Annotated in this window: 8 protein-coding genes; 5 read left to right on the top strand and 3 right to left on the bottom strand. The window is 65.7% G+C overall.

The window, feature by feature from the left end; translation table 11 throughout:
- Nucleotides 1–55: 55 nt before the first annotated feature.
- From F6X42_RS04175 to def, 3 genes are all read left to right on the top strand, one after another.
- Nucleotides 56–1,369 carry a cell division protein ZipA C-terminal FtsZ-binding domain-containing protein gene (locus tag F6X42_RS04175; protein WP_187633004.1) on the top strand — a complete coding sequence of 438 codons (1,314 nt, stop codon included), beginning with the start codon at nt 56–58 and terminating at the stop codon, nt 1,367–1,369.
- A 166-nt stretch (nt 1,370–1,535) separates the two neighbouring features.
- A complete protein-coding gene (gene ligA, locus F6X42_RS04170) occupies nt 1,536–3,599 on the top strand; it encodes an NAD-dependent DNA ligase LigA (RefSeq protein ID WP_187633003.1) in 2,064 nt (687 codons plus the stop codon).
- A complete protein-coding gene (def, locus tag F6X42_RS04165; protein WP_187633002.1) occupies nt 3,599–4,132 on the top strand; it encodes a peptide deformylase in 534 nt (177 codons plus the stop codon). Before ligA ends, def begins: the two co-directional genes overlap by 1 nt.
- Before the next feature lie 121 nt (nt 4,133–4,253).
- Here the strand turns inward: def and F6X42_RS04160 are convergent, their stop codons facing one another.
- The 3 genes from F6X42_RS04160 to map are packed head-to-tail and all read right to left on the bottom strand — an operon-like array spanning nt 4,254 to nt 9,952.
- Nucleotides 4,254–6,326 carry a pseudouridine synthase gene (locus tag F6X42_RS04160; protein ID WP_187633001.1) on the bottom strand — a complete coding sequence of 691 codons (2,073 nt, stop codon included), beginning with the start codon at nt 6,324–6,326 and terminating at the stop codon, nt 4,254–4,256.
- 6 nt (nt 6,327–6,332) lie between these two features.
- Nucleotides 6,333–8,912: a [protein-PII] uridylyltransferase gene (locus F6X42_RS04155; RefSeq protein ID WP_187633000.1), complete on the bottom strand. Its 2,580-nt coding sequence runs from the start codon at nt 8,910–8,912 to the stop codon at nt 6,333–6,335.
- A 29-nt stretch (nt 8,913–8,941) separates the two neighbouring features.
- A complete protein-coding gene (map, locus tag F6X42_RS04150) occupies nt 8,942–9,952 on the bottom strand; it encodes a type I methionyl aminopeptidase (RefSeq protein WP_281393943.1) in 1,011 nt (336 codons plus the stop codon).
- A 346-nt stretch (nt 9,953–10,298) separates the two neighbouring features.
- On the opposite strand from map, the gene rpsB reads away from it, so the two are divergent.
- Together rpsB and tsf are read left to right on the top strand one after the other, a co-directional pair.
- Nucleotides 10,299–11,051, top strand: coding sequence for a 30S ribosomal protein S2 (gene rpsB, locus F6X42_RS04145; protein WP_187632998.1), 753 nt, complete (start codon nt 10,299–10,301; stop codon nt 11,049–11,051).
- A 218-nt stretch (nt 11,052–11,269) separates the two neighbouring features.
- The gene (gene tsf / locus F6X42_RS04140; protein WP_187632997.1) at nt 11,270–12,151 is read left to right on the top strand and encodes a translation elongation factor Ts; all 882 of its coding nucleotides are present in this window, start codon (nt 11,270–11,272) and stop codon (nt 12,149–12,151) included.
- Nucleotides 12,152–12,281 lie beyond the last annotated feature (130 nt).

Genomic DNA, 12,281 nt, shown 5'->3' with positions numbered 1-12,281 from the left:
TACGTGGAGCGGACGAGAGGCTCGTGCGGATAGAAGAATTGCTGATGGAGCATGCATGGACGAGTTGACACTCGGTTTGATCGGCGCGGGTGCCGTGGTGGTGGGGGGCGTGGTCGTGTACAACGCGTGGCAGGGCGCGAAGGTGCGCCGCAAGATGCCGCGGCCAATGCCAGCCGACACCGCCGAGAGCTTTGCGCGCGACGAGCATCAGGAGCAGAGCCCGTTCATCGCGCCGGCCCGGCCGACCACGCGGCGCGAGCCGGGCGCGAGCGCCGAGACGGCGCACCCGAGCGCCGCTCGCGTCGAGCCGACGTTCGGCGCGGGCGTAGCGCCGCTCGATACACCGGCCGATATCCAGGCCGAGATGACGTCGCCCAACGGCTATCCGCCGGCGGATTCCATCGCCGGCAGCGAAGGCGAGCATGCGGCGGCGCCGGGCGCGGACGCAGAGCGGCCCGCGGCCGAAGCGCTCGCGACGCAACGGGCGCCCGGCGAGCAGCAGCGCGTCGAACCGATCCTGCCGGCTGCTACGACGATTTCGTCGGCACCGCCCGCGATCGTCGATCGACGCATCGACTGTATCGTGCCGATCCGGCTGAACGGCCCGGTAGCCGGCGACAAGGTGCTGCCGCTCGCGCAGCGCTTGCGTCGCGCGGGCAGCAAGCCGGTGCATATCGAAGGCAAGCCCGAAGGCGGCGGCGCATGGGAGCTGCTGCAGAACGGCACGCGCTATGAAGAACTGCGCGCCGCCGCTCAACTCGCCAACCGCAGCGGTGCGCTCAACGAACTCGAATTTTCCGAATTCGTCACCGGCGTGCAGCAGTTCGCCGACGCGCTCGACGCGGCGCCGGAATTCCCCGACATGCTCGAAACCGTCGCGATGGCGCGCGAGCTCGACGGCTTTGCCGCCCAGTGCGACGCGCAGTTGTCGATCAACGTGCTGTCGGACGGCGCGCCGTGGTCGGCCAACTACGTGCAGGCGGTCGCGTCCCAGGACGGTCTGCTGCTGTCGCGCGACGGCACGCGCTTCGTCAAGCTCGACGCGCGGCAAAGCCCGGTGTTCATGCTGCAGTTCGGCGACACCAACTTCTTGCGCGACGACCTCACATACAAAGGCGGCGAGATGATCACGCTGGTGCTCGACGTGCCGGTCGCCGACGAAGACATCCTGCCGTTCCGTCTGATGTGCGATTACGCGAAGTCGCTGGCCGAGCGCATCGGCGGACGCGTGGTCGACGACGGTCGCCGCCCGCTTCCGGAGAGCGCGCTGCTCGCGATCGAAAAACAGTTGATGACGCTGTACGCGAAGCTCGAACAGGCGGGTATTCCGGCGGGTTCTCCGGCAACGCGGCGCCTGTTCAGCCAGTAAGCCAATTGCAGCGTTCTACGCGTTTTGACGACGGCCGCACGATGTGCGGCCGTCGTCGTTTGCGGCTTGCGTTGCAGCACGGCGCGCCCCCATTCAGCGATGTAAAGGGGCACGCTTCCTGCGATAATCCGATGTCCGTCTTTGATCTCGAGAAGCTTCCGACAGCATGGCCCGATCCTCCGTCCCTACTTCCGCAACCAACGCTCCGGCTGAGCGGGCCGCGTGGTTGCGCGCGGAACTCGAACGCGCGAACTACGCGTACTACGTGCTAGATCAACCGGACCTGCCGGACGCCGAGTACGACAAGCTGTTCAAGGAGCTGGAGCGCGTCGAGGCCGAGCATCCGGATCTGATCGTGCCGGATTCGCCGACGCAGCGCGTCGGCGGCGAGGCCGCGAGCGGTTTCGAGCCGGTCGTGCACGATCTGCCGATGCTGTCGTTGAACAACGGTTTCGCCGACGAAGACATCGTCGCTTTCGACAAGCGTATCGGCGACGCGCTCGGCAACAATGCGAGCGAGCCGCCGTTGCCGGTCGATTACGCGACCGAGCTGAAATTCGACGGCCTCGCGATCTCACTGCGCTACATCGACGGCGTGTTCGTGCAGGCATCCACGCGCGGCGACGGCACGACCGGCGAGAACGTCACCGAAAACGTTCGCACGATCCGCTCGATTCCACTGAAGCTGAAGGGCAAGCGCGTGCCCCGCGTGCTCGACGTGCGCGGCGAAGTGTTGATGTTCAAGCGCGATTTCGAGCGCCTGAACGAACGTCAGCGTGCCGCCGGGCAACGCGAATTCGCGAACCCGCGCAACGCGGCGGCGGGCAGCTTGCGCCAACTCGATTCGAAGATCACGGCACAGCGGCCGCTGTCGTTTTTCGCATATGGCATCGGCGTGCTCGAAGGCATCGAGATGCCGGCCACGCATAGCGAACTGCTCGACTGGTACAAACAGATGGGCTTGCCGGTCAATGGCGAGCGCGCGGTCGTGCGGGGCGCCGAAGGCCTGCTCGGATTTTTCCACGCGGTCGGCGAAAAGCGCGACAAGCTGCCATACGACATCGACGGCGTGGTCTACAAGGTCAACCGGCGCGACGAGCAGGATGCGCTCGGCTTCGTGTCGCGCGCGCCGCGCTTCGCGCTCGCGCACAAGTTCCCCGCGCAGGAAGCGCTGACCAGGCTCGTCGCGATCGACGTGCAGGTCGGCCGCACCGGCGCGATCACGCCGGTCGCGCGGCTGGAACCGGTGTTCGTTGGCGGCGCGACGGTCACAAACGCGACCTTGCACAACGAGGACGAAGTGCGCCGCAAGGACATCCGCATCGGCGACACGGTGATCGTGCGGCGCGCCGGCGACGTGATTCCGGAAGTGGTCAGCGCGCTGCTCGACCGTCGTCCGGCCGACGCGCGCGAGTTCGTGATGCCGACGCAGTGCCCGGTGTGCGGCTCGTCGATCGAGCGGCTGCCCGACGAGGCGATCGCGCGCTGCACGGGCGGGCTCTTCTGTCCGGCGCAGCGCAAGCAGGCGTTGTGGCATTTCGCGCAGCGCCGCGCGCTCGATATCGACGGCCTCGGCGAGAAGATCATCGATCAACTGGTCGAACAGAATCTGGTGCGCACGCCGGCCGATCTGTTCAATCTTGGCTTCGCGACGCTCGCGGAACTCGACCGCTTCGCCGACAAGTCCGCGCAGAATCTGCTCGACTCGCTCGAAAAAGCCAAACACACGTCGCTCGCGCGCTTCATCTACGCGCTGGGGATTCGCCATGTTGGCGAGTCGACCGCGAAGGATCTCGCGAAGCACTTCGGCTCGCTCGATCCGATCATGGATGCGTCGCTGGAAGAACTGCTCGAAGTGAACGACGTGGGGCCGGTCGTCGCCGAATCGATTCACCAGTTCTTCGCCGAGGACCACAACCGCACGGTGATCGAGCAACTGCGCGCGCCGGGCAAAGTTGCGTGGCCCGAAGTGCCGCCCGCGCCGAAGGCGCCGCAGGGCGTGCTGGCCGGCCAGACGGTCGTGCTGACCGGCACGCTGCCGAATCTGTCGCGTGAGGACGCGAAGGACATGCTGGAGGCGGCCGGCGCCAAGGTGGCAGGGTCGGTATCGAAGAAAACCAGTTACGTGGTGGCCGGCGCCGACGCGGGCAGCAAACTCGCGAAGGCCGAGGAACTCGGCATCCCCGTGCTCGACGAAGATGGTATGCGCAAGCTCCTGGAGGGCCACTGATGATTCACGACATTCTGAAGATGGGCGATCCGCGCCTGCTGCGAATCGCCGAGCCGGTCGACCACTTCGACACGCCCGAACTGCACCGGCTCGTGAAAGACATGTTCGAGACCATGCACGACGCGAACGGCGCGGGTCTTGCCGCGCCGCAGATCGGTGTCGACCTGCAGGTGGTGATCTTCGGCTTCGGTTCGAACGAGCGCTATCCGGACGCGCCGCCGGTGCCGGAAACGGTGCTGATCAACCCGACCGTCACGCCGGTCTCGCAGGACATGGAAGAGAGCTGGGAGGGCTGCCTGTCGGTGCCGGGGCTGCGCGGCGTGGTGAGCCGGTTTTCGATGATCCGGTATCACGGCTTCGATCAGTTCGGCAATCCGATCGACCGGGTCGCCGAGGGCTTTCACGCGCGGGTCGTGCAGCACGAATGCGATCATCTGATCGGCAAGCTGTATCCGATGCGGATTACCGATTTCTCGAGGTTCGGCTTTACCGAGGTCCTGTTCCCGGATCTCGATCCGCATAGCGACGACTGACGCGGCCGCGACGCTGAACCGGCAGCGCGGCTGCCGCCAACAAAAAACCCACGCCTGAGTGCGTGGGTTTCTGGTTGTACCGATGCACCTGCTTTCAGCAAGGAGGCACGGTGGACGGAGTTCAGAACGACTCGTCTGCCGACAGATAGCGCCACTGTCCCGGCGGCAGCGCGCCGAGCATCACCTGACCGATGCGCACACGCTTGAGGCCCAGCACGTCGAGACCGACCAGTTCGCACATGCGGCGAATCTGACGCTTCTTGCCTTCGCGAAGCACGAAACGCAGTTGCTCGCCGTTCTGCCAGCTGACCAGGGCGGGCTTCAGCGCGACGTCGTCGAGCGACAGGCCGTGGCACAGCAACGCGAGTTTTTCGGCCGGGAAGTGGCTTTCGACATCGACGGTGCGCTCGCCGTACGCGACGCGCACCAGATACTCCTTGTCGACCTCCGAATGACCGCCGATCAGTTGCTTCGCGATGCGGCCGTCTTGCGTCAGCACGAGCAGGCCGGTCGAATCGATGTCGAGACGCCCGGCCGGCGCGAGCTGGCGCAGATGCGACAACGAGAAGCCGATGCCCGAACGGTCGCCTTCCCAGCGATTCTCCGGCGTGACGAGCGTGATGGCCGGCTGATAGTCGTCCTCCGCCTGGCCCGAGACGAGCCCGACCGGCTTGTGAATGATCACGGTCACCTGGCTCGACTGAGCGGCTTCGGCGGCCGGGTCGATGTCGATGCGTTGATCCGGGAACACTTTGGCGCCGAGCGTATCGACGCGCTCGCCGTCGACCATGACCCAGCCTTTCTCGATCCATTCGTCGGCCTCGCGGCGCGAGCAAATGCCGAGCTTCGACATCAGCTTCGACAGACGCAGCATGCCTGGCGCGTCTTCGCGATCGCGGCGGGGCGGGCGGGCGGCGTCGACGGTCGTGTCGAGGGGCTGGGCCGCTTTTGATGCTGAGGTTCGCGGCTTGGCCGCGCGGGCTGGACGGTCGTCGCCGAAGCGGCGGCTCGCGGCCGGCAACGTGTTGTCGAAGCTGCGCGCGGGACGGTCGCGACGCTCGGTGCGCTCGCCAGACTCGCGACGGGAGGGCGTCCATTCGCCGCTTGCACCGCGCTCACCGCGGTCCTCACGCGTGGCGCGCGCCGGACGCTCGGTACGTTCGCCGTAGCCGCCGCTTACCGGCTTCGCGAAGCTGCGCTCGCCGCGCTCGCCTTCGAAGCGGCGCGGGGCGCTGTCGCTGCGCGTGCCTCGATCGCCGCCGCGACGCTCCTGCGGCTCACCGCGATCGCTACCGAAGCGCGGACGCTCGGCGCTATCGCGCTCGCGGCGCACCGGACGATCGCCACGGGCGCCGCCTTCAGGCGGCCTGCCTGCGCCTGCGCGCGGGCCGCTGAACGGACGGCGTTCGCCGTCGTCGCGGCGCGGTGCGCGCTCACCAAAACTGCGAGGAGCGCGCTCGCCGCGCTCTGCATTACCTTCAAAACGACGTGGAGCCCGATCGCTACGTTCGCCGAATTCGCGCCGAGGTGCGCGTTCGCCGCGCTCTGCGCTGCCTTCGAAACGACGCGGTGCTCGTTCGCCACGTTCGCCGAATTCGCGCCGAGGTGCGCGTTCGCCGCGCTCTGCGCTGCCTTCGAAACGACGCGGTGCTCGTTCGCCACGTTCGCCGAATTCGCGCCGAGGTGTGTGTTCGCCGCGCTCTGCGCTGCCTTCGAAACGACGCGGAGCACGTTCTGCCCGCTCGCCGAACTCGCGTCGAGGCGCGCGTTCGCCACGCTCCGCGCTGCCTTCGAAACGACGCGGAGCACGTTCGGCCCGCTCGCCGAATTCGCGTCGAGGTGCGCGTTCGCCACGCTCCGGACTGCCTTCGAAACGACGCGGAGCCCGCTCGCCTCGCTCACCCGCACCTTCGAACCGGCGCGGCGCGCCCGTGGGAGCCGCGCCCCGTTCGCGCGCGAACGACCCTTCGGCACGCGGCGAGCGCGCACCCGAGCCAGCGGGCTTCGCACCGGCCGGCCGCTTCGCGCCGCCACCCTTCGATGCGGCGCCTTCGCGCGTCGCGCCGGCCTCGGCCTCAAATGGCTTCGGCCGCGCTGGACGGGTCGGCTTACGCGCCGACGCGCTGCCGGGGCGGACAGGGGTGCGTTCGGACGACGCCGGCCGCGGATGTTTCGCTGTTAATTTGGTTCGCATGAAATCTCACACTGCGATCGCGCGCAGCAGTTCGGTCTCGACCTGAATTTGCAGGCGGTTGTCCGACAGGCTGTGTCCTTCGAGCAGGAACACGTCCTCGACGCGTTCGCCGAGCGTATTGATCCGCGCCGAGGCGACGCCAACCCGATGCTCGGCCAGCACGCGCGCGATTGAATAAAGAAGGCCTGGCCGGTCGTTCGCCGACACGGACAGGATGTAGTATTGGCCGCGCTCGTCGGCCCGCAGGTCGACGCGCGGCGTAATGGGGAAGGTACGCGAGAGCCGCGACAGCCGGCCCTTCGACGGTCCCGGCAGCAAGGTGCCGTGGCCGGCGAGGCGCGCTGTCAGTTGCTGTTCGACCAGATTGGCGATGTCGCGATAGTGCACGTCCTCTTCGGTGTGCGCGACCAGGAAGTTGTCGAGCGCGTAGCCGTGGCGCGTCGTGCTGACGCGCGCATCGAGCACCGACAGGCCGTTGCGGTCGAAATACGCGCAGATGCCAGCGAACAGATCGGGCTGGTCCTTCACGTAGACGAGCACCTGCAGCGCCTCGCCGATCGGCGAAGGCCGCGCGCGAACGAGCGGCGTCGGAGTTTCGACGTGGCGGTACAGCACGCGCGTCTGCCACGCGATGTCCGCCGCGTCGTGGCGCAGGAAGTAGCCGACGTCGAGCTTGTCCCACAGCGCCCGTTGCGCGCCTTCGGGCACGGTTTCCAGACGCAGCAGCGCGAGCGCTTCTTCCTTGCGCGACTTCAGTTCCGAATGCTCGTCCGGCTGAGCACCGCCTAGCACGGCGAGCGTGGTGCGGTAGAGGTCTTCGAGCAGCTTGCCTTTCCAGGTGTTCCAGACCTTTGGGCTGGTGCCGCGGATGTCGGCGACCGTCAGCAGATAGAGCGCGGTCAGACGGCGCTCGGTGCCGACCAGCTCGGCAAAGCGCTTGATGACTTCGGGGTCGCTCGTGTCCTGCTTCTGCGCGACCTGGCTCATCGTCAGATGCTGCTGCACGAGCCACACGACCAGCTCGCCGTCCTCGCCTTCGATGCCGTGCTGCCGGCAGAAGCGCCGCGCGTCGGCCATGCCCAGCGTGGAATGATCGCCGCCGCGGCCCTTCGCGATGTCATGAAACAGCGCGGCCACGTACAGCACCCACGGCCGGTCGAAATTCACGATCAACTGGCTGCAAAACGGGTATTCGTGCGCATGTTCGGCGACCGCGAAGCGGCGCAGATTGCGCAGCACCATGAGGATGTGCTGATCGACCGTGTACACGTGGTAAAGGTCGTGCTGCATCTGCCCGACGATGCGCCGGAAATTCAGCAGATAACGCCCGAGCACGCTCGTCTGGTTCATCAGGCGGAACGCGTGCGTGATGCCGGCCGGCTGCTTCAGGATTTCCATGAAGAGCCGGCGGTTTTCCGGATCGCGCCGCCAGTGCTGGTCCATCATGTCGCGGGCATTGTAGATTGCGCGCAGCGTGCGCGCCGACAATCCCTTCACACCGGGTGTGCGCTCGTAGAGCAGGAACGCTTCGAGGATCGCGTTCGGCTCGCGCTGGAATACGTCGTCGGACGCGATTTCAAGCATGCCCTGTTTTTCGACGAAGCGATCCGACAGCACGCGCGTGATGCCGCTCGTGCTCGGAAACAGCTGCGCCTCGATGTTCTGGATCAGGATCGTCGCGAGCTGCGTGACCGCTTTCGCGGCCCAATAGTAGCGGCGCATCAACTGCTCGCTCGCGCGCTTGGTCGCGGTCGGCTTGTAGCCGAAGCTTTCCGCGACCGGCGTCTGCAGGTCGAACACCAGGATGTCCTGGCGGCGCCCGGCGATCATGTGCAGCCGCGCGCGCAACGACTTCAGGAAGCCCTCGTTGTGCCGCAGCTCGCGCGCCTCGCGCTCGGTGATGAGCCCGCGCGCTTCAAGTTCGCGCCAACTGCTGCCGAAGCCGGCCGCCTGGGTGATCCACAGGATCAGCTGCAGGTCGCGCAGGCCGCCCGGGCTTTCCTTGATGTTCGGCTCGAGTGCATAGGGTGTGTCCTGAAACTTCGCATGACGCTGGCGCATTTCGAGCACCTTCGCCTGGAAGAACGCCTTCGGATCGAGCGCCGCGCGATAGCGTTGAGCGAAATCGTCGAACAGCGCGGCGCTGCCCGTGATGCGGCGCGCTTCCAGCAGCGACGTACGCACCGTGACGTCGTTGGCCGCTTCTTCGATGCATTGCGACACGCTGCGCACGCTGCTGCCAAGCTCCAGCCCGAGATCCCACGCGAGGCTGATGAAGCGCTCGATGCGCGCCTCCAGATGCTCGAGCCGCGCGTCGGGCAGCAGCACCAGGATGTCGATGTCGGAATGCGGCGCGAGCTCGCCGCGCCCATAGCCGCCGACCGCGACGAGCGCGAGCTCGTCGGGCAGCTCGCAGGTGTCCCAGGCGGCGCGCAACGAATGGTCGGTGGCGCGCGCGAGAGCAGCCATCAACGCGTCGACGTTGCTGGCCGTTCGGAAGCGTTCCAGCAACTGGGCTTTGGCCACTTTGTAGTCCGCCTTGAGCGACGAGGCATGGGAGGGGGCGACGGCTGGAACGCTACTCATTGGCGGGCGGAAGATCAGGTCGGAATCGGTCAGGCGGTGGCCGCGACCACGGGCGGACGCGCGGGCGTACCGGCCGACACGGTTAGCACGTCATAGCCGGTCTCGGTGACGAGCACGGTGTGCTCCCACTGCGCGGACAGACTGCGGTCCCTGGTCTTGACGGTCCACTGATCGGGCATCGTGCGGATGTCGCGGCGGCCGGCGTTGATCATCGGCTCGATCGTGAAGATCATGCCGGTCTGCAGTTCGAGCCCGGTGCCGGGGCGGCCGTAGTGCAGGATCTGCGGGTCTTCGTGGAACACGGTGCCGATGCCGTGGCCGCAATATTCGCGCACCACGCTGTAGCCGAGGCCTTCGGCGTGCTTCTGGATCGCATAGCCGATGTCGCCGAGATGCGCGCCGGGGCGGACCTGGTCGATGCCGAGCCACATGCACTCGAAGGTGGCCTGCACGAGGCGCTTCGCCATGATCGACCCTTCGCCGACGATGAACATGCGGCTCGTGTCGCCGAAGTAGCCGTCCTTGATGACGGTGACGTCGATGTTCAGCGCGTCGCCGTTCTTGAGCGCCTTGTCGCCCGGAATGCCGTGGCAGATCACGTCGTTGACCGAAATGCAGGTGGCTTTCGGATAGGGCGGATAGCCGGGCGGCTGGTAATTCAGCGGCGCGGGAACCGTGCCCTGGTCCTTCAGCATGTATTCGTGGCACAGTCGGTCGAGCTCGCCAGTGGTGACGCCGGCCTTGACGAACGGTGTGATGTAGTCGAGCACTTCGCTCGCAAGCCGGCAGGCGACGCGCATCTTCGCGATATCGTCTTCGTTCTTGATGGTGATAGCCATGGTTTCCTCGGAAGCCTTGCTGGATAAGGCTTGCTGGGTGTTGCGGTGGCCTGGCGGAGGGCGTCTCCCGGGCACGGAATGCCGGTCGATCCTTAACGATCCCTCGCGCGTGGCGGAATCGAGCCATTTTACAGCAGTGGGGGCCGGGTCGTCGCGCTGGATCGGGCGGCAACGGGCAAAAAACGACCAGGATCTGCTCATTGACGCTCCAAAGGGACGCCAAGCCCGGCTTCGGTTCCGTGCCCAATGGGCATCGTCCGGCGGCGGTAGGGCCGGTTGAGTCGGCCCGTGGTCGCGTGCTATACTCTTTGGCTAAGTCGGTCCTAGTTCGCTTTTGGTCGCGCATTCGCAAATTTGCGCACGGTAGCTGGGCGGAACGGTTTCTCGCGGCACTCCGGTTGCTGGCGTCGCGAGTGAGAGAAAAGTAGTGTCAGGCAACCAATTCGCAAGCCGGCGCACCCAGGGTGTCGCCGCGTACCAGCCGAAATAGAGGCGGGCGCGGTCGATACGGCAGCCGGTTTAAGACCCAACCCTCGTGGAGAATTTCATGGCAGTTACGATGCGTCAAATGCTGGAAGCAGGCGTCCACTTCGGTCACCAGACCCGCTTCTGGAACCCGAAGATGGCCCCTTTCATTTTCGGTCATCGCAACAAGATTCACATCATCAACCTCGAAAAGACGCTGCCGATGTACAACGACGCGCTGAAGTACGCGCGTCAGCTGGCATCGAACCGCGGCACGATCCTGTTCGTCGGTACGAAGCGTCAATCGCGCGACACGATCGCTCAGGAAGCGCAGCGCGCTGGTATGCCGTTCGTCAACGCGCGCTGGCTCGGCGGTATGCTGACTAACTTCAAGACGCTGAAGGTGTCGATCAAGCGCCTGAAGGACATGGAAGCGGCGCTGGAAGCCGGTGAAACCGAGCGCATGAGCAAGAAGGAAGCGTTGCTGTTCGAGCGCGAAATGGCCAAGCTGCAGAAGTCGATCGGCGGCGTGAAGGACATGGGCGGCATTCCGGACGCTATCTTCGTGGTTGACGTCGGCTACCACAAGATTGCTGTTACCGAAGCGAACAAGCTCGGCATTCCGATCATCGCCGTGGTCGATACGAACCACTCGCCGGAAGGTGTGGACTACGTGATCCCGGGTAACGACGACGCCAGCAAGGCTGTCGCCCTGTACGCGGCTGGCGTGGCAGACGCGATCCTCGAGGGCCGTGCCAACACGGTCAACGAAGTGGTCCAGGCTGCACGTGGTGGCGACGGCGACGAGTTCGTCGAGGTCAACCCGGAAGCGTAAGGCTGCCCAGTGTCCGGCATAAAAGGGGGCTTTCTACAGGCCCCCTTTTTTTAAGCCGCGACGTCTGTAGCAGGTGTTGTAACAGGCATCTGGCAGAGTGCTTGAGGCGACGCGATGCGCGTCGCTCGCAAAAAATACGCGAAAACGCTGAAACGAATTCCTGCCGCTGGCATCGAAGTGCGGGCGGCGTGTGACAGACAGAACCCAAGGAGCAAATGATGGCGGCAATTACCGCAAGCATGGTTGCAGAACTGCGCGCGAAGACCGACGCGCCGATGATGGAATGCAAGAAGGCGCTGACGGAAGCCGACGGCGATCTGGCGCGCGCTGAAGAACTGCTGCGCGTGAAGCTCGGCAACAAGGCGAGCAAGGCGGCATCGCGCGTGACGGCTGAAGGTGTCGTCGCATCGTTCATCGGCGGCAACGCTGGTTCGCTCGTCGAACTGAACTGCGAAACCGACTTCGTCTCGAAGAACGACGACTTCCTCGCGTTCTCGAAGAAGATCGCCGAACTCGTCGCGACGCAAAACCCGGCTGACGTCGCCGCGCTGTCGGCACTGCCGCTCGACGGCCAGACCGTCGACGCAGTGCGTCTCGCACTGGTCGGCAAGATTGGCGAGAACCTGTCGATCCGCCGCTTTGTGCGCTTCGATACCGCCAACAAGCTGGCAGCGTACCTGCACGGCACGCGCATCGGCGTGCTGGTCGAGTACGCCGGCGCGGACGAGCAGGTCGGCAAGGACGTGGCGATGCACATCGCCGCAATGAAGCCGGTTTCGCTGTCGTCGGACGAGGTGCCGGCGGACCTGATCGCCAAGGAACGCAGCATCGCTGAACAGAAGGCCGCCGAATCGGGCAAGCCGGCTGAAATCGTCGCCAAGATGGTCGACGGCAGCGTGCAGAAGTACCTGAAGGAAGTGTCGCTGCTGAACCAGACGTTCGTGAAGAACGACAAGCAGACGATCGAGCAGATGCTGAAGGCGGCCAACTCGAGCGTGCAGAGGTTCGCACTGTTCGTGGTCGGCGAAGGCATCGAGAAGAAGCAGGACGACTTCGCTGCGGAAGTGGCCGCGCAAGTCGCTGCTGCAAAGCAACAATAAGCGTCACCCAAGCTTTACCGCCGTACCGTTGCACCCGCGGCGAGGCATGACCTCGCCGCGCTCGGCAGCACCGCAAGGCCGCGCACGGGTTGACCCTCGCTGCGCGGCCGTCGCTGGCGAACCCCGGGGT

Origin of the sequence: Paraburkholderia podalyriae (assembly GCF_014397785.1) — a bacterium.
In the GTDB taxonomy this organism is placed as follows: Bacteria; Pseudomonadota; Gammaproteobacteria; order Burkholderiales; family Burkholderiaceae; genus Paraburkholderia; species Paraburkholderia podalyriae.
The sequence above is the reverse complement of the archived record's forward strand: the minus strand, read 5'-3'. Positions and strand labels throughout refer to the sequence as shown.

What these genes read in the sequence shown, in the direction of transcription:
- F6X42_RS04175 (WP_187633004.1), top strand. Translation starts at nt 56, where the DNA reads ATGGACGAGTTGACACTCGGTTTGATCGGCGCGGGTGCCGTGGTGGTG.
- ligA (WP_187633003.1), top strand. Translation starts at nt 1,536, where the DNA reads ATGGCCCGATCCTCCGTCCCTACTTCCGCAACCAACGCTCCGGCTGAG.
- def (WP_187633002.1), top strand. Translation starts at nt 3,599, where the DNA reads ATGATTCACGACATTCTGAAGATGGGCGATCCGCGCCTGCTGCGAATC.
- F6X42_RS04160 (WP_187633001.1), bottom strand. Translation starts at nt 6,326, where the DNA reads ATGCGAACCAAATTAACAGCGAAACATCCGCGGCCGGCGTCGTCCGAA.
- F6X42_RS04155 (WP_187633000.1), bottom strand. Translation starts at nt 8,912, where the DNA reads ATGAGTAGCGTTCCAGCCGTCGCCCCCTCCCATGCCTCGTCGCTCAAG.
- map (WP_281393943.1), bottom strand. Translation starts at nt 9,952, where the DNA reads ATGAGCAGATCCTGGTCGTTTTTTGCCCGTTGCCGCCCGATCCAGCGC.
- rpsB (WP_187632998.1), top strand. Translation starts at nt 10,299, where the DNA reads ATGGCAGTTACGATGCGTCAAATGCTGGAAGCAGGCGTCCACTTCGGT.
- tsf (WP_187632997.1), top strand. Translation starts at nt 11,270, where the DNA reads ATGGCGGCAATTACCGCAAGCATGGTTGCAGAACTGCGCGCGAAGACC.